Annotated in this window: 16 protein-coding genes; 7 read left to right on the plus strand and 9 right to left on the minus strand. The window is 72.2% G+C overall.

Features of this window, described 5'->3' with window-relative positions:
• Positions 1–70: 70 nt before the first annotated feature.
• The 4 genes from ACFY3I_RS09615 to ACFY3I_RS09630 form a co-directional block, all read right to left on the minus strand.
• The gene (locus ACFY3I_RS09615) at positions 71–1771 is read right to left on the minus strand and encodes a methylmalonyl-CoA mutase (protein WP_390860143.1); all 1701 of its coding nucleotides are present in this window, start codon (positions 1769–1771) and stop codon (positions 71–73) included.
• An 85-nt stretch (positions 1772–1856) separates the two neighbouring features.
• Entirely contained in the window at positions 1857–2195 is a 339-nt protein-coding gene (locus tag ACFY3I_RS09620; protein WP_365290291.1) for a DUF3817 domain-containing protein, read from the minus strand.
• Between the two features lie 65 nt (positions 2196–2260).
• On the minus strand, positions 2261–2770 hold the full coding sequence (locus ACFY3I_RS09625) for a MarR family transcriptional regulator (RefSeq protein WP_365290293.1): 510 nt from the start codon (positions 2768–2770) through the stop codon (positions 2261–2263).
• A gap of 123 nt (positions 2771–2893) precedes the next feature.
• The gene (locus tag ACFY3I_RS09630) at positions 2894–4096 is read right to left on the minus strand and encodes an MFS transporter (RefSeq protein ID WP_390860144.1); all 1203 of its coding nucleotides are present in this window, start codon (positions 4094–4096) and stop codon (positions 2894–2896) included.
• Between the two features lie 81 nt (positions 4097–4177).
• On the opposite strand from ACFY3I_RS09630, the gene ACFY3I_RS09635 reads away from it, so the two are divergent.
• The gene (locus tag ACFY3I_RS09635; RefSeq protein ID WP_365290296.1) at positions 4178–5167 is read left to right on the plus strand and encodes a DUF5937 family protein; all 990 of its coding nucleotides are present in this window, start codon (positions 4178–4180) and stop codon (positions 5165–5167) included.
• A 15-nt stretch (positions 5168–5182) separates the two neighbouring features.
• Here ACFY3I_RS09635 and ACFY3I_RS09640 read toward each other — a convergent pair whose 3' ends face one another.
• Both ACFY3I_RS09640 and ACFY3I_RS09645 read right to left on the minus strand, forming a co-directional pair.
• Entirely contained in the window at positions 5183–5476 is a 294-nt protein-coding gene (locus ACFY3I_RS09640) for an MTH1187 family thiamine-binding protein (protein ID WP_365290298.1), read from the minus strand.
• On the minus strand, positions 5473–5817 hold the full coding sequence (locus ACFY3I_RS09645; protein ID WP_365290300.1) for a DUF3817 domain-containing protein: 345 nt from the start codon (positions 5815–5817) through the stop codon (positions 5473–5475). Before ACFY3I_RS09645 ends, ACFY3I_RS09640 begins: the two co-directional genes overlap by 4 nt.
• 218 nt (positions 5818–6035) lie before the next feature.
• Between ACFY3I_RS09645 and ACFY3I_RS09650 the strand changes: the two genes are divergently transcribed.
• The 4 genes from ACFY3I_RS09650 to ACFY3I_RS09665 all read left to right on the plus strand — a co-directional run bounded on the left by ACFY3I_RS09650 (position 6036) and on the right by ACFY3I_RS09665 (position 8683).
• A complete protein-coding gene (locus ACFY3I_RS09650; RefSeq protein ID WP_390860494.1) occupies positions 6036–6668 on the plus strand; it encodes an AIM24 family protein in 633 nt (210 codons plus the stop codon).
• Between the two features lies 1 nt (position 6669).
• The gene (locus ACFY3I_RS09655; protein WP_390860495.1) at positions 6670–7320 is read left to right on the plus strand and encodes an AIM24 family protein; all 651 of its coding nucleotides are present in this window, start codon (positions 6670–6672) and stop codon (positions 7318–7320) included.
• On the plus strand, positions 7317–8114 hold the full coding sequence (locus ACFY3I_RS09660; RefSeq protein ID WP_390860145.1) for an AIM24 family protein: 798 nt from the start codon (positions 7317–7319) through the stop codon (positions 8112–8114). Before ACFY3I_RS09655 ends, ACFY3I_RS09660 begins: the two co-directional genes overlap by 4 nt.
• Before the next feature lie 92 nt (positions 8115–8206).
• Entirely contained in the window at positions 8207–8683 is a 477-nt protein-coding gene (locus tag ACFY3I_RS09665) for a MarR family transcriptional regulator (protein WP_351322014.1), read from the plus strand.
• Between the two features lie 59 nt (positions 8684–8742).
• On the opposite strand, the gene ACFY3I_RS09670 is transcribed toward ACFY3I_RS09665, so the two are convergent.
• The 3 genes from ACFY3I_RS09670 to ACFY3I_RS09680 form a co-directional block, all read right to left on the minus strand.
• On the minus strand, positions 8743–9951 hold the full coding sequence (locus ACFY3I_RS09670) for an MFS transporter (protein ID WP_390860146.1): 1209 nt from the start codon (positions 9949–9951) through the stop codon (positions 8743–8745).
• A gap of 379 nt (positions 9952–10330) precedes the next feature.
• Complete coding sequence (gene meaB / locus ACFY3I_RS09675; RefSeq protein ID WP_365290306.1) at positions 10331–11287, minus strand: methylmalonyl Co-A mutase-associated GTPase MeaB; 957 nt, start codon at positions 11285–11287, stop codon at positions 10331–10333.
• 49 nt (positions 11288–11336) lie between these two features.
• The gene (locus ACFY3I_RS09680) at positions 11337–12542 is read right to left on the minus strand and encodes an acetyl-CoA C-acetyltransferase (RefSeq protein ID WP_365290308.1); all 1206 of its coding nucleotides are present in this window, start codon (positions 12540–12542) and stop codon (positions 11337–11339) included.
• 149 nt (positions 12543–12691) lie between these two features.
• Between ACFY3I_RS09680 and mce the strand changes: the two genes are divergently transcribed.
• Together mce and scy are read left to right on the plus strand one after the other, a co-directional pair.
• On the plus strand, positions 12692–13132 hold the full coding sequence (gene mce, locus ACFY3I_RS09685) for a methylmalonyl-CoA epimerase (RefSeq protein WP_365290309.1): 441 nt from the start codon (positions 12692–12694) through the stop codon (positions 13130–13132).
• Between the two features lie 222 nt (positions 13133–13354).
• Positions 13355–17203 carry a polarized growth protein Scy gene (gene scy / locus ACFY3I_RS09690; RefSeq protein WP_390860147.1) on the plus strand — a complete coding sequence of 1283 codons (3849 nt, stop codon included), beginning with the start codon at positions 13355–13357 and terminating at the stop codon, positions 17201–17203.
• Positions 17204–17232 lie beyond the last annotated feature (29 nt).

The following is a 17232-nucleotide window of genomic DNA, read 5'->3' on the forward strand; positions in this document are numbered from 1 at the left end:
CCCCTCGGGCACCGGCATCCCCTCGGACACCCGCACCCGCTCCCGGGCGCGGCCGTCCGGGGCCGGTCGTCTAGAACCCCGCCGGCTCCGTGTACACCCCCCACTCGTCCCGCAGCACCCCGCAGATCTCGCCCAGGGTCGCCTCGGCGCGGACCGCTTCGAGCATCGGTCCGATCATGTTGGCGCCGGAGCGGGCGGCGGCGAGCATCGCGTCCAGGGACGTGCGCACCGCACCCTCGTCCCGTGCCGCGCGCCTGGTGCCGAGCACCCGCACCTGTTCCCGCTCCACCTCGTGGGAGACCCGCAGGATCTCCAGGTCCCCGGTGACGGAACCGGTGTGCACGTTGACGCCGACGACCCGCTTGTCGCCCTTCTCCAGCGAACGCTGGTACTGGAAGGCGGACTCGGCGATCTCGCCGGTGAACCAGCCGTCCTCGATCCCGCGCAGGATGCCCGAGGTGACCGGCCCGATCGGGTGCCGTCCGTCGGGATGGGCGCGCAGCCCGCGCTCCTTGATCTGCTCGAAGATCTTCTCGGCGTCGGCCTCGATCCGGTCGGTCAGCTGCTCGACGTACCAGGAACCGCCCAGCGGGTCCGCCACGTTGGCGACGCCGGTCTCCTCCATGAGCACCTGCTGGGTGCGCAGCGCGATCTCCGCGGCCTGCTCGCTGGGCAGCGCGAGGGTCTCGTCGAGGGCGTTGGTGTGCAGCGAGTTGGTGCCGCCGAGCACGGCCGCGAGCGCCTCCACCGCGGTGCGCACCACGTTGTTGTACGGCTGCTGGGCGGTCAGCGAGACGCCCGCGGTCTGGGTGTGGAAGCGCAGCCACTGCGACTTCTCCGACCGGGACCCGTAGACGTCCCGCATCCAGCGCGCCCAGATCCGGCGGGCGGCACGGAACTTGGCGATCTCCTCGAAGAAGTCGACGTGCGCGTCGAAGAAGAAGGAGAGGCCCGGCGCGAACACGTCGACGTCCAGGCCGCGGCTGAGGCCCAGTTCGACATATCCGAAGCCGTCCGCGAGCGTGTACGCCAGCTCCTGCGCGGCCGTCGCGCCGGCCTCGCGGATGTGGTACCCGGAGACCGACAGCGGCTTGTAGGCGGGGATGCCGGCCGCGCAGTACTCCATCAGGTCGCCGATGAGGCGCAGATGGGGTTCGGGCTGGAACAGCCACTCCTTCTGGGCGATGTACTCCTTGAAGATGTCGGTCTGGAGCGTGCCGTTGAGGACCGACGGGTCGACGCCCTGGCGTTCGGCGGCGACGAGGTACATGCAGAAGACCGGGACCGCCGGACCGCTGATCGTCATCGAGGTCGTGACGTCGCCCAGCGGGATGTCCCGGAACAGGACCTCCATGTCGGCGGCGGAGTCGATGGCCACCCCGCAGTGCCCGACCTCGCCGAGCGAGCGCGGGTCGTCGGAGTCGCGGCCCATGAGGGTCGGCATGTCGAAGGCCACCGACAGACCCCCGCCGCCGTTGGCGAGGATCATCTTGTAGCGCTCGTTGGTCTGCTCGGCGTTGCCGAACCCGGCGAACTGGCGGATGGTCCAGGTCCGGCCCCGGTATCCGGTCGGATACAGCCCGCGCGTGAAGGGGTACTCCCCCGGCCAGCCGATCCGCTCGAATCCCTCGTACGTGTCACCCGGCCGGGGCCCGTACGCCGGCTCCACCGGGTCACCGGAGAGCGTCGTGAAGTCCGCGTCCCGCTTGCGGGCCGCGTCGTAGCGGGCCTGCCAGCGTAGGCGGCCCTCCGTGATGGCGTCTGCGTCCATACCGTCGAATTTACTAGGACGTCCTAGTAAATGTCGATGGTGAACCGCCGCACGGTGGTCCGTACGGCGGTGGACGGCGCCGCGATCAGGCCTTGGCGACGACCGGGGTGCCCTCGGTGACCTTCGCGTCGAGCTCGCGGGTGACCTTGCGCTCCACGAAGAACGCGGCGGTCGGGACGGTGCCCGCGAGCAGCACCCACAGCTGCTTGCCGACCGGCCACTTCGCCTTGGAGCCCAGGTCGAAGGCGAAGACCAGGTAGACGACGTAGAGCCAGCCGTGCGCGATGGCGACGACCCGCGTGACGTCGGCCGCACCGTCGATGTCCAGCCCGTACTTGGCGATCATGCTCAGGCACAGCAGCACCAGCAGGACACCGGTGACGTAGGCCAGGACGCGGTAGCGGGTCAGCACGCTCTTTTTCATGGGCACGAGCGTAACCACCCGATCCGGGAGATCTTGCCCCGGGTCACTCCCCCGGGGAGGCGGGTTCACTCCTCGTCGAAGTCGTGTGCCGAGACCCGCAGCGGACGCAGCATGGCGAAGATCTCCGCGCACTCCTCGGCGTCGTAGGCACCCAGCCCGAAGTCCATCGCCATCAGGTCCCGGGTCGCCGCCTCGACCACCTCGCGGCCCTTCTCGGTGATCGTGGCGAGTGTGCCGCGCCCGTCGTTGGGGTTGGGCCGCTTGGCGACCAGGCCGGACCGCACCAGCCGGTCGACGGTGTTCGTCACGGAGGTCGGGTGCACCATCAGACGCTCACCGATCTTCGACATCGGCAGCTCGCCGGCCTTGGAGAAGGTGAGCAGCACCAGCGCCTCGTACCGCGCGAACGTCAGCTCGTACGGCTTGACCACCGCGTCGACCTCGGCCAGCAGGATCTGCTGGGCCCGCATGATCGACGTGATCGCGGCCATCGACGGCACGTTTCCCCAGCGCTGCTTCCAGAGGTCGTCGGCACGGGCGATGGGGTCGAAGGGGAGACTGAGAGGCTTCGGCACGCCACCGACCCTACCGGCCGGTCATATGACGGTCAGCCGCGTCTCGGCTTTCGGTCACCCCGCCGATCACGTCCTCGCCGACGCCCCCGCCGGCCGGTCCGGCGGGGCCCGCGGAGGCGGCCGTCACGGCGCCGGCCGCGAGGGCCGCCGGGCGGCCACCGCGAGGCCGCAGCAGCACACCGCCCCCGCCAGCCCGGCGCCCGCCACCGTCGCCCGCACCCCCACGGCCTCCGCCGCCACCCCCGCCAGCGCCATGCCGACGCCCTGCAGGGTCATCAGCCCGGCGCTCAGGACGGTCATGGCCCGGCCGCGCAGTTCCTCGGGCACGGCCCGCACGAACCACTGGTCCAGACCCAGCGTGTACGCCGACCCGGCCCCGGCCACCAGCAGAAGCAGCAGCGAGAGGACGAGGGACGGGTGCAGGGCGTAGCCCAGGTAGGGCAGCAGGGTGAGGCAGACCAGCGGGAGCGCGATCCGCTCCCGCGCGACCGGGCCGAGCCGGGCGCCGGCGTACAGCTCCCCCGCGACCGTGCCGACCGGCAGCGCGCACATCAGCAGGCCGAGCCCCGGGGAGCCGGTGCCGAGCACGTCGGCGTAGGGGGCCGCGAGCGCCTCGGGGACGACGGCGAACATAGCCGGGACCCAGAAGAGGAGGAGCAGGACACGGACCCGGCGGTCGGCGAGCAGCCGGCGGGTGCCGCCGCCCTCCCGGACGCGGGCGCGGGCGGGACGGCGCCGGGTGCCCAGGCGCAGCAGCGCGGCCGAGGCGAGGAAGGTGGTGACGGTGATCAGCAGGGCGTGCCGGGGCGCGAGGACGGCGAGGAGCAGCCCGCCGAGGCCGTAGCCGACCAGCAGGGCGCTCTGCGCGACGATCCGCAGCAGGGAACGGCCGAGTACGAACAGGTCGCCGCCGCCGAGGACGTCGGAGAGGGTGGCCATCCGGGTGCCGGCGAACACCGGCGAGACGACGGCGAGCGCGCAGCGCAGCGTGAGCAGTACCCCGATGCCGGTTCCGGGGAGCGCCATCACGGCCACGCACCCGGCGCACACCAGGTCGCACACCACCAGCACCCGGCGCGCCGGGAACCGGTCGGCGACCGGGGCCAGCAGGGTGCCGCCGACCAGGTAGGGCAGAAAGCCCAGCGCGAAGGTCAGGGCGCTGAGCAGGGGCGATCCCGTCAGGTCGTAGACCAGCACGGACAGTGCGATCTCACTGACGATCACGCCGAGCATGGACAGCACATGGGCGGCGAAGACGGCACGGAACTCGGGTACGGCGAGGACCCGGCCGTAGCCGGCGGTTCTCTCCAGGGCAGGCGCGGACATGGACGGCAGCGTGCCCGCACCACGGCCTCGCGCTTAGAGTTTCGGCACCAGCCGAATCTTCCTGCCTCCCCGGGACCCGCCATGCCCTCCCATCTCCACTTCGACGAGGACGACTACCTCCGGTGCCGGTTCGCCGTCTCCCCGCTGTGGGAGACGCAGGAGGCGGTGCGCACACTGCGGCGGCCGGACCGGCAGGGCTATCACGCGCCCTGGCTGCGGCGGATCAGGGCGGTGGCCGCGGATGTCGACCTGAGGCCGCTGTGGCTGCTCATGCCCCGGCGCGGTCACTCCCCCGACTGGCTGGTGCCACCGCCCGCCGGACCGGCCGCCTCCGTCGAGGAGGAACTGGCGGCACTGCGGGCGGTGGACCCGGAGACCGCCCGGGCGGACACCGCGCGTTCGCTCGCGGACACGCCGGGCGCGCTGGCCTCGGAGACCGGCCGGGCCTGGCTGGCCGACCCGCAGCGCATGGTCCGGGAGCTGACTGCGGCGCTGGAGGAGGCCTGGCGGGTTCTGGTGGCGCCGGACTGGCCGCGGCTGCGCGCTCTGCTGGAGGCCGACATCGCCTTCCATTCGCGGCGGCTGGCGGAGGTCGGGCTCGGCGGGCTGCTGCCGGAGATCCACCGTCTGTGCGGGTGGCGGTCCGGGACGCTGACCGTGGCCTCGCCCGGTGCCTACGAGCGGCGCCTCGGCGGGCAGGGCCTGGTGCTGATGCCGAGCGTGTTCACCTGGCCGGACGTGATCAGCACCTTCGAGCCGCCGGCCCTGCCCACGCTGGTCTACCCCGCCCGGGGCGTCGGCGGCCTGTGGACCGACCCGGCCGAGGCCACGCCCGACGCCCTGGTACGACTGCTCGGCCGGGGCCGCGCCACGGTCCTGGCCGCCCTCGCCGAGCCCGCGACCACCAGCGCGCTCGCCCACCGGCTGCGGCTGGCCCCGTCCTCGGTCTCGGCACACCTGGCGGCCCTGCGCGGCGCGGGACTGCTGACCTCCCGCCGCTACGGCCACCAGGTGATCTACGAGCGCACCCCGCTGGGCATCGCGCTGGCTTCGGGGGCCCCGGACGGCTGACTCAGCGGCCGCCGGTCACTGCGCGAGGTGGCGCTCGACCGTCTCCACCTTGCTGGTGAGGCCGTCGGTGACACCGGGGCGGATGTCCGCCTTCAGGACGAGGGAGACGCGCGGGGCGCGCTCCTCTACGGCCGCGACGGCGCGCCTGACGACGTCCATGACCTCGTCCCACTCGCCCTCGACCGAGGTGAACATGGCGTCGGTGCGGTTGGGCAGCCCGGACTCGCGGACCACCCGGACGGCGTCGGCGACGTACTCCCCGACCTCCTCGCCGACACCCAGCGGCGTCACGGAAAAGGCGACGATCATGCGTTCACGGTTCCTTCCTTGCGGGCGCGGGCCGCGATGACCTCGTTCTCGGCGGCGCGCTTCAGCTTGCGCTCCGCGAAGAAGCCGCCGGTCGGCAGGACCGAGAGGACGAAGTAGAGGAGCCCGGTGCCCGCCGACCACTTGGCGCGGTTCCAGGCATCGGCCAAGAAGATCACGTACAGGATGAACAGGACGCCGTGGACCGAGCCCATCACGGGCACCGCGTTGAAGTCCGTGGTCCGCTTCAGCACCGAGCAGACGAGGAGGAGCAGGAAGGAGACGGCCTCCGGGGCGGAGACCAGGCGCAGGCGGCGGATGGCGGTGGCTGTCTTGAGGTCCACGAGTCACCTTCGGTGGGAGTGGCGTCCACTCTTTGTGAACGCGAGCACAAACTTCCGCCCATTGTGGCAAAGGGCCCTCGCGGCCCCTCCGCGGGGGTGGGAGCCGGGCCCGGCGACCGGGCGGGCGCGGGCGGGCCCCTAGGGGGAGGATCCGGGACGAAGTCCACCCCGGGGACCTGTCGCCGCCGCGTGCCTGCGGCTACCTTCGCAGCGTGGCGATGTTCCGACTCCAGGGCAGCAAGGTGCTCGCCGTCGAGATGACCGGGGACGCCGTGAAGGCGAAGAACGGCTCGATGGTCGCGTACGACGGACAGATGGCGTTCAGGAAACTGAGCGGCGGCGGTGAGGGGCTGCGGGGGATGGTGACCCGGCGCCTCACCGGCGAGCAGATGACGGTGATGGAGGTGAAGGGGCACGGGACGTGCTGGTTCGCGGACCGGGCGTCCGAGATCAACCTGGTCGGCCTCCAGGGCGACAAGCTGTACGTCGAGTCGAGCAACCTGCTCGCGACCGACGCCGGACTGCGCACCGGCACGACCTTCACCGGCCTGCGCGGCGCCTCCCAGGGCAACGGGCTCTTCACGACCACCGTCGAGGGCCACGGCCAGGCGGCGATCATGTCGGACGGCCCGGCGGTGGTGCTCCGGGTGAGCGCGCGGTACCCGCTGACGGTGGACCCGGGCGCCTACATCGCCCACCAGGGCAACCTCCGCCAGTCCTTCCAGTCGGGTGTGACGTTCCGCACGTTCCTCGGCGAGGGCGGCGGCGAGGCCTTCCAGATCCGGTTCGAGGGGGACGGCCTGGTGTACGTGCAGCCGAGCGAGCGGAACACGATCGCGGGGGATGTGTGAGATGGCCCTGCGCGAGGTGAACTCCAAGATGGTCGAGGCGACCGTCGTGCCCGGGCAGCGGCTGTACAGCCAGCGCGGCGCGATGCTCGCCTACAAGGGCGAGGTGTCCTTCACCCCCAACATCCAGGGCGGCCAGGGCGGCCTGATGTCCATGATCGGCCGCCGGGTCTCCGGCGAGGCCACCCCGCTGATGACCGTCGAGGGAGACGGCACGGTCTTCTTCGGGCACGGCGGCCACCACGTCCAGGTCATCACCCTCACCGGCGACACCCTGTACGTGGAGGCGGACCGGCTGCTCGCCTTCGAGGGGACTCTCCAGCAGGGCACGATGTTCATGGGCTCCCAGGGCGGCGTGATGGGCATGGTGCGCGGTCAGGTCACCGGCCAGGGCCTGTTCACGACCACCCTCGCGGGCCGGGGCTCGGTCGCCGTGATGGCGCACGGCGGGGTCTTCGAGATCCCGGTCACCCCGCGGCGCCCGGTCCATGTCGACCCGCAGGCCTACGTCGCCCACCACGGCGACATCCGCAACAAGCTGTCGGCCGCGCTCGGCTGGCGGGAGATGGTGGGCCGCGGCTCCGGCGAGGCGTTCCAGCTGGAGCTCAGCGGGAACGGCACGGTGTACGTCCAGGCGTCGGAGGAGAAGCTGTGAGCGCGTACGGTGCGGCCGGGCCGGTGGTCCACGACCCCATGACCCTCCCCGTCGACGACAACGTGAACAAGTACACCTTCTGCGTGGAGCTCAAGAGCGGGCAGTGGTTCCTGCAGAAGGGGAAGATGATCGCCTACTACGGCTCGATCGACTTCAACGGCGTCGGACACGGCCGTCTGGACCGTCTGGTGCGCACTTCGTTCCATTCGCCTCTGCACGCGAGCGACTGGGTGGTGGCGGAGGGCTCGGGCAAGATGCTCCTCGCCGACCGGGCCTTCGACGTGAATTCGTACGATCTGGACGAGGGCAACCTGACCATTCGCTCTGGCAACCTGCTCGCTTTTCAGCCAAGTCTCGCGCTCAAGCAGTCGATCGTGCCGGGTTTTCTGACCCTTATCGGAACCGGAAAGTTTGTGGCCGCGTCCAACGGTCCGGTGGTGTTCATGGAACCCCCGATCCGGGTGGACCCGCAGGCACTCGTGGGATGGGCCGACTGCCCCTCCCCGTGCCACCACTACGACCATGGGTACATGACCGGGGTGATGGGCGGTCTACGTGCGATGACGGGCCTCGGCGGGGCCTCCGGGGAGGAGCACCAGTTCGAGTTCGTGGGGGCCGGCACGGTACTGCTCCAGTCCACCGAGACCCTGATGGCGGAACAGGCGACGGGAGCGGTTCCACAGGAGCCCGGAGTACCCGGCGCGAGCGGGCCTTTCACAGGTCGTTCACAGCAGCCGGGCGCACCGCGCCTTCCCGGACAGCTGGGGGACCTGCAGCGTCGCTTCGGGCTGTGAGCGGTAGTCTGCGGAGTGTGACATCGAACGCGTGCGCGCAGTCACACCACCCTCACTAGTTCGCCTTTCAACATTTTAGGTAGACTTCATACATGGAGACCGAGACGGCCACGCGCTGGCTGACCGATGCGGAGCAGTGCGCCTGGCGCACCCACCTGGAGGTCAACAGGCTGTTGACGTACCAGCTCGAAAAGGATCTGCAGCCGTTCGGCCTGACAATGAACGACTACGAGATCCTGGTGAATCTGTCCGAGTCCGAGGACTACCGGCTGCGGATGAGCGACCTCGCGGCGGCGACGCTCCAGTCCAAGAGCCGGCTCTCGCACCAGATCACCCGTATGGAGAACGCGAACCTGGTACGCCGCGAGAACTGCGAGTCCGACCGCCGCGGGCTGTTCGCCGTGCTCACCGAGCACGGCATGGAGATGATGAAGAAGGTGGCGCCACATCATGTCGCCTCCGTGCGACGGCACTTCATCGACCTGCTGTCGCCGGAGGCGCTGATAGAGCTCGACAAGGGCCTCAAGCCGATCGCCGAACACCTGCGCGGCCAACGCGGCCGCCCGTAGCGGCGAGCGGCACCTGACGGCGGCGGACGAGGGTTCAGGTCTCGTCCGCCGCCCCCTTTTCAGGCCCGGAGCCGGTTGACCGCACCCACCGCCACGGCGGCGGCCAGGGCCACGGCTCCGGTCAGAGCGAAGCAGAGTCCCACCGGCAGGCGACCGAGCGCCAGCCCCGCGACCACCGCGCCGCCCGAACTTCCCGCGTTCACGGCCGCGTTCACCCAGGCCCCGGCCCGGGTCCGGCCGGACTCGCCGGCCGCCTCGTCGGCCAGCAGGTAGGCCGTCGTCAGGGCCGGTGCCACGAACAGGCCGGTGGCCACCATGGCCAGAGCCAGGGTCCAGACGCCGGAAGCCAGCCCGGCGGCGGCCAGCGCCGCGCCCAGGGCCACCGTCAGCCACGCCAGCCGCTCGGCGGCCGGGGGACGCCAGTCCACCATCCCGTTCAGCAGGCCACCCACCGCGCTGCCCACCGAGAGCGCGGCCAGGATCCAGGGGACGGCCCGCGTGGCGTTCGGCCACTGTGCGGCGAAGCCCGTCACCAGCAGCTCGGCACCGCTCAGGGCCAGCCCCAGCCCGGCGGCCGCGACCACGGACACCGCCGGGAAGCGTCCGGCGGACCCGCCCGCCGCACGCTTCGGGGAGCTCACGCCCCGCACCGCCGGTGACATCACGAACGCGCAGGTACCGGCCGGCATGAGCACCGCGCTCAGCAGCAGGCCGGCCGGCGGGGGGCCGAACCGCAGCAGCAGCCCGACCAGCGCCGGGCCGCACACGAACAGCAGCTCCTCGGCGACCCCGTCCAGGCTGTACGCCCTCTGGAGCAGCGCCGGATCGTCGGCCAGGCGGCCCCACACCGCCCGCATGGTGGGACCGAGCGGTGGCGCGAGACAGCCGGCGAGGGTGGCGGTGGCGGCGAGGACCGCCGGCTGGGCACCCGGGCGCCAGGTCAGGGCCGCGAGCAGGCAGAGCAGGCCGCTGTAGGCGACGGCCATCGGGGGCAGGGCCCGCCGGGGGCCGTACCGGTCCACGAGGGCCGCCCGGACCGGCATCAGGACGACCGCGGAGCCGCCGAAGAGGGCCATCACCAGGCCCGTCACGGCGTAGGAGCCGGTCGCGCGGTTCACGGAGAGCAGGACGGACAGCGAGACGGTGCCGTAGGCGAGGCGGGCCGCGAGTGCGGCGCCGAAGGTGCGGCGCGCGTGCGGGACGCGCAGGACAGCGGCGTAGGAGGGCCGCGGGGCGGGTGAAGGGCGCGGTGAAGTCAGCGCGGACATGCGTGGGTTCCTCTGCGGGAGGGCGGAAGAGGGGACACCTGAGTTCGCCCCGGCACACGACGGTGACGTGCCGGTGGCGGCGCCTGGTGCGCTCCTACGCCAGGGAGAGGAACATGACGGTCAAGTTAGCAGCGCGGACGGCGTTCGTCGGCCCCCGTGCGCCGTTCGCTGACCGTGGGCGGGGGACGCCGACCGCCCGCGGCTCGGGAAGAAGCGGTGGTCAAAGCGCCCCGTAGGGGGCGCTGGGGGTACCCCCGGCCGAAGGCTGGGGGAGGAACTCCGCGACCGGCCCCCGCCGGCCCGCGGCCGAACCACGACAGCCCGCGCGCAGCGCCCCGCTCCCGACGCCCCACGCCCCACGAGGTCCGCCCGGCCCGCGTCAGCCCTCCGTCAGCCCCGCCACCAGTTCGTCCGCCGCGCGGTACGGGTCCAGTTCGCCGGTGACTATGCGTTCCGCGAGCGCGTCGATCTGGCGGTCGCCGTGGAGGTCGCCGATGCGCGCGCGCAGCGCCGTCACCGCGATGGTCTCGACCTCACGGGCGGCGCGGGCCAGCCGGCGCTCGGCCAGGACGCCCCGCTCCTCCATCCAGGCCCGGTGCTTCTCCAGGGCCTCGACCAGCTCGTCGACGCCCTCGGCGCGCGCGGCGACGGTCTTGACGATCGGGGGGCGCCAGTCGCCGGGGCCCCGGGACTCGCCGAGCCCGAGCATGTGGTTCAGCTCGCGGGCGGTGGCGTCGGCCCCGTCCCGGTCGGCCTTGTTGACCACGTACACGTCGCCGATCTCCAGGATCCCGGCCTTGGCCGCCTGGATGCCGTCGCCCATCCCCGGGGCCAGCAGGACGACGGACGTGTCCGCCTGGGAGGCGATCTCCACCTCCGACTGGCCGACGCCGACCGTCTCGACGATGACGACGTCGCAGCCCGCCGCGTCCAGCACGCGGATCGCCTGCGGGGCGGCCCAGGCGAGGCCGCCGAGGTGGCCCCGGGTGGCCATGGAGCGGATGTAGACGCCGGGGTCCGAGGCGTGGTCGGACATCCGGACGCGGTCGCCGAGCAGGGCGCCTCCGGAGAACGGCGAGGACGGGTCGACGGCCAGCACCCCGACGCGTTTGCCCTGTTTGCGGTAGGCGGTCACCAGGGCGGAGGTGGAGGTCGACTTGCCGACCCCGGGAGAGCCGGTCAGACCGACGACGTACGCGTTGCCCGTCAGCGGCGCGAGGGCCGCCATGACCTCCCTGAGCTGTGGGGACGCCCCCTCCACCAGGGAGATCAGCCGGGCCACCGCACGCGGTCGGCCTTCCCTGGCCTGGGCCACCAGTGAGGAGACGTCCTGCATCACAGCTCCGTTCGCTTCCGTTCGCTTCCGCTCACTCAGGGAATCGTGTTCAGGCCTTCGGCACCCGCACGACGAGCGCGTCGCCCTGGCCGCCGCCGCCGCACAGCGCGGCCGCGCCGACCCCGCCTCCGCGCCGCTTGAGCTCAAGGGCGAGGTGCAGGACGAGGCGGGCGCCGGACATGCCGATGGGGTGGCCCAGCGCGATGGCACCACCGTTGACGTTCACCGTTTCGGTGGACACCCCGAGGTCCTTCATTGACTGGACGGCGACCGCCGCGAAGGCCTCGTTGATCTCGATCAGGTCGAGGTCGCCGACCTCCAGGCCCTCCTTCTTCAGGGCGTGCCGGATGGCGTTGGACGGCTGTGACTGCAGGGAGTTGTCGGGGCCCGCCACGTTGCCGTGGGCGCCGATCTCCGCGAGCCACTCCAGGCCCAGCTCCTCGGCCTTGGCCTTGCTCATGACGACCACGGCGGCCGCGCCGTCGGAGATCTGCGAGGAGGAGCCGGCCGTGATCGTGCCGTCGCGGGTGAAGGCCGGGCGGAGGCGGCCGAGGGACTCGGCCGTGGTGTCGCCGCGGATGCCCTCGTCCTTGCTGAAGACGACCGGCTCGCCCTTGCGCTGCGGGATCTCGACCGGGGTGATCTCGGCCTCGAAGACGCCGTTCTTCTGCGCGGCGGCGGCCCGCTGGTGGGACAGGGCGGCGACCGCGTCCTGCTCCTCGCGGCCGAGGCCGAGGCGGGTGTTGTGCTTCTCGGTCGACTCGCCCATCGGGATGTTCTCCCAGGCGTCGGTCAGGCCGTCGTACGCCATCGCGTCGAGCATCTCGATGGACCCGTACTTGAAGCCCTCGCGGGACTTGGGGAGCAGGTGCGGGGCGTTGGTCATGGACTCCTGGCCGCCCGCGACCACGATGTCGAACTCGCCGGCGCGGATCAGCTGGTCGGCGAGGGCGATGGCGTCGAGGCCGGAGAGGCAGACCTTGTTGATGGTGAGCGCCGGGACGCTCATCGGGATGCCGGCCTTCACGGCGGCCTGGCGGGCCGGGATCTGGCCCGCGCCGGCCTGGAGCACCTGCCCCATGATCACGTACTGCACCTGGTCGCCGCCGATCCCCGCGCGGTCGAGGGCGGCCTTGATCGCGAAGCCGCCCAGGTCGGCCCCGGAGAAGGACTTCAGCGAGCCCAGCAGTCGTCCCATGGGCGTACGCGCACCCGCGACGATCACTGAGGTGGTTCGAGCGGTTCCAGAAGTCATGAGCTGCGAATCCCCTTACCGGCTGCACTGCCGAGGAGTGAACGAGGGTTTACTTCGAATGTATTGCGTGGCACTCCGTGCCGTCATCGGGCCGTCAGTGTGATCGCTGGCACGTTGCGTAACCATCGCGGTGGCGCTGCACTGAATCCATGCTGACGCGAATCGACCACATCGGGATCGCCTGCCACGACCTCGACACGACCGTCGAGTTCTACCGGGCGACGTACGGCTTCGAGGTGTTCCACACCGAGGTCAACGAGGAGCAGGGCGTCCGGGAGGCCATGCTCAAGATCAACGAGACGTCCGACGGAGGCGCCTCCTACCTGCAGCTTCTGGAACCGACCCGGGAGGACTCGGCGGTCGGCAAGTGGCTCGCGAAGAACGGCGAGGGGGTGCACCACATCGCCTTCGGTACGGCCGATGTCGACGGTGACGCCGCGGACATCCGTTCCAAGGGCGTACGCGTTCTGTACGAGGAGCCACGGACCGGCTCCATGGGGTCGCGGATCACCTTCCTGCATCCGAAGGATTGCCACGGAGTACTGACAGAACTGGTCACTTCGGCGGCTGTTGAGTCACCTGAGCACTGACCCTCGTACATATGGGCCGGTAGGGTTGGGGGCGGTCGTCCCTTCGTACGTTCGCAGGGCCGGGGCGGCCGCATGCCGGGGTCCGGGTTTCGGGGGACGAGCGTCGGGGCAGCAGCCCGTGCTCCGCCGTTGATCTGACACCATTCCCCGGGGGCCCCGTTCGGCGGAAGAACGGAGCTCGTTCGGAGAAGGTTGCGACCAGGGGACGGATGGGACCGCGCAGTGCGGGGCTACGAGAGCCAGGAGCGAGAGCCGGCGGCTGACGTCGACCACCTCACTCGTTTCGAAGCCGAGATGAAACGGCTGAAGACCGAGCGGGAAAAGGCGATCCAGCATGCCGAGGACCTCGGCTACCAGGTCGAGGTGCTGCGCGCCAAGTTGCACGAGGCGCGCCGCACCATCATGTCCCGGCCCGCGTTCGACGGCGGTGACATCGGCTATCACGCCGAGCAGCTGCTGAGGAACGCCCAGGTCCAGGCCGACCAGATCCGCCAGGAGGCGGAGCGGGTGGCCGCGGAGGCCCGGGCGCAGACCCAGCGCATCCTCCAGGAGCACGCCGAGCAGGCCGCGCGGCTCCAGACCGAGCTGCACCAGGAGGCGGTGACCCGCCGCCAGCAGCTGGACCAGGAGCTGGCCGAACGCCGGCAGACCGTCGAGTCCCACGTCAACGAGAACGTGGCGTGGGCCGAGCAGCTGCGGGCCCGGACCGAGTCCCAGGCCAGGCGCCTGCTCGACGAGTCGCGGGCCGAGGCCGAACAGGCCATGGCCACCGCCCGCGCCGAGGCCGAGCGGATCGCCACCGAGGCCCGCCAGCGGGTGACCAGCGACGCCGAGACGGCCCGCGCGGAGGCCGAGCAGCTGCTGCTGCGCGCCCGCCGCGACGCCGAGCGGCTGCTGAACGCCGCGTCCACGCAGGCCCAGGAGGCCACCGACCACGCGGAACAGCTGCGCAGCTCCACCGCGACGGAGTCGGACACCGCCCGCCGGCAGGCCGGTGAGCTGAGCCGGGCCGCCGAGCAGCGGATGGCCGAGGCCGAGGAGGCGCTGCGCAAGGCGCAGTCCGAGGCCGACAAGCTCGTCACCGAGGCCGAGACGAACGCCACCAAGGCCCTCTCCAGCGCCGAGGCCACCAACCAGCAGCGCACCCAGACGGCCAAGGAGCAGGTCGCCCGGCTGGTCAGCGAGGCGACCAAGGAGGCCGAGGCGACCAAGGCGAGCGCCGAGCAGGTCGTCGCGGACGCCAGGGCCGAGGCCGAGAAGATCATCGCGGAGGCCTCCGAGAAGGCCCGCACCCTGACCGCCGAGGAGAGCGCCTCCCAGCTCTCCAAGGCCGCCAAGACCGCCGAGGACGTCCTGAACCGGGCGGCCGAGGAGGCCAAGAACACCACCAAGGCAGCCGCCGAGGAGGCCGAGCGGATCCGCACCGAGGCGGAGACCGAGGCGGACCGGCTGCGCGCCGAGGCGCACGACATCGCCGAGCAGCTCAAGGGCACGGCGAAGGACGACACCAAGGAGTACCGCGCCAAGACGGTCGAGCTGCAGGAGGAGGCGCGCCGGCTGCGCGGCGAGGCCGAGCAGCTGCGCTCCGACGCGGTCGCCGAGGGCGAGTCGATCCGCGCCGAGGCCCGGCGCGAGGCCGTGCAGCAGATCGAGGAGGGGGCCAGGTCCGCCGAGGAACTGCTCGCCAAGGCCAAGGCCGACGCGGACGAGCTGCGGCAGACCGCCACCACGGACAGCGAGAAGGTCCGCACCGAGGCCATCGAGCGCGCCACCACGCTGCGCCGGCAGGCCGAGGAGACCCTGGAGCGCACCCGCCAGGAGGCCGACCGGCACCGCGCCGAGGTGCTCGAGCAGTCCGAGACGCTCAAGGAGGACGCCGAGCGGGCCGCGCGCGAGCTGCGCGAGGAGACCGAGCGGGGCGTCGAGGCCCGGCGCGCGGAGGCCGCCGAGGAACTGACCCGGCAGCACACCGAGGCCGAGGAGCGGTTCGCGAACGCGGAGCAGGCCCTCACCGAGGCACGCGAGGAGGCCGGCCGGATCCGCCGGGAGGCCGGCGAGGAGACCGACCGGCTGCGCTCCGAGGCCGCCGAACGCATCCGCACGCTCCAGCAGCAGGCCGAGACCGAGGCCCAGCGGCTGCGCGACGAGGCCGCGGCCGACGCGTCCGCGTCCCGCGCGGAGGGCGAGTCCGTCGCCGTACGGCTGCGGTCGGAGGCCGCGGCCGAGGCGGAGCGGCTCAAGCAGGAGGCCCAGGACACCGCCGACCGGGTCCGCGCCGAGGCGCAGGCGGCCGCCGAGCGGCTGTCCACCGAGGCGTCCGAGACGCTGGCCGCCGCCCAGGAGGAGGCCACCCGGCGCCGCCGGGAGGCCGAGGAGCTGCTCGGTTCCGCCCGCCAGGAGGCGGACCAGGAGCGTGAGCGGGCCCGCGAGCAGAGCGAGGACCTGCTGGCCCAGGCGCGCAACCGCGTCGAGGAGGCGCAGGCCGAGGCCGTGCGGCTGGTCGAGGAGGCGGACCGGCGGGCCACCGAGATGGTGTCGGCCGCCGAGCTCCACGCCCAGCAGGTGCGGGAGTCGGTCTCCGGTCTGCACGAGCAGGCCCAGGAGGAGATCGTCGGGCTGCGGTCGGCCGCCGAGCACGCGGCGGACCGCACGCGCCGGGAGGCCGAGGAGGAGTCGGACCGCGTCCGCGCGGACGCCTACGCCGAACGGGAGCGCGCCAGCGAGGACGCGACCCGCGTCCGCCGCGAGGCCGCCGAGGCGTCCGAGGCTGCGGAGGCGCTGGCCGAGCGGACCGTGTCCGACGCCGTGGCGGAGTCGGAGCGGCTGCGTTCGGAGGCGGCCGCGCACGTCCAGCGGGTGCGTACGGAGGCCTCCGACGTCACCGCCCAGGCCGAGCAGGACGCCACGCGTACCCGCGCCGAGGCCCGGGAGGACGCCAACCGTCTGCGTTCGGACGCGGCGACCCAGGCCGACACCCTCATCACCGAGGCCCGCAACGAGGCCGAGCGGCTGCAGAGCGAGACCATCACCGAGGCCGACCGGGTCCGCGCGGACGCCATCGCCAAGGCGGAGAAGCTGATCGCTGACGCCTCGGGCGACGCGGAGCGGCTGCGGGCCGAGGCCGCCGAGACGGTCGGCTCCGCCCAGCTGCACGCCGAGCGGACCCGCAACGACGCGGAACGGCTCAAGGCGGACGCGGAGGCGGCGGTCGAGCGGCTGCTCAACTCCTCCCGCGAGGAGGCCGAGCGGACGCTCGACGAGGCCCGCAAGGACGCCAACAAGCGGCGTCAGGACGTGGCCGAGCAGGTCGACACCCTCATCAACGAGACGACCGCCGAGGCCGACAAGCTGCTCACCGAGGCGCAGCAGCAGGCCCACCAGACCACCGCCGACGCCGAGGCGCAGGCCGACAGCATGGTCGGCGCCTCCCGCAAGGAGGCCGACCGGCTGGTGGCGGAGGCCACGGTCGAGGGGAACTCCCTGGTGGAGAAGGCGCGCACGGACGCCGACGAGCTGCTCGTCGGCGCCCGCCGGGACGCCACCGCCATAAGGGAGCGGGCGGAGGAGCTGCGCGACCGCATCACCAGCGAGATCGAGGGCCTGCACGAGCGGGCCCGGCGCGAGGCCGCCGAGACCATGAAGTCCACCGGCGACCGCTGTGACGCACTCATCAAGGCGGCCGAGGAGCAGCTCGCCAAGGCCCAGGCCAAGGCCAAGGACCTGGTGTCGGAGGCCAACTCCGAGGCGGGCAAGGTCCGGATCGCCGCGGTCAAGAAGGCGGAGGGGCTGCTCAAGGAGGCCGAGCAGAAGAAGGCCACGCTGGTCCGGGAGGCCGAGGAGCTCAAGGCCGAGGCGGTCCGCGAGGCCCGCGCCACGGTCGACGCCGGCAAGCGCGAGCTGGAGATCCTGGAGCGCCGCCGCGAGAACATCAACGGCGAGATCTCCCGTGTCCAGGACGTCCTGGAGGCGTTGGAATCCTTCGAGACCCCCGGGGCCGGCAAGGACGGCGGAGTCAAGGCGGGCAGTACGGTGGGAGCCCCCCGATCGGGTGGCAAGTCACCTGAGGGCTAGGAGTGACGTCCGTTTCTGTAGTGTTCTGG

Source organism: Streptomyces sp. NPDC001068, assembly GCF_042897315.1.
Taxonomy (GTDB): domain Bacteria; phylum Actinomycetota; class Actinomycetes; order Streptomycetales; family Streptomycetaceae; genus Streptomyces.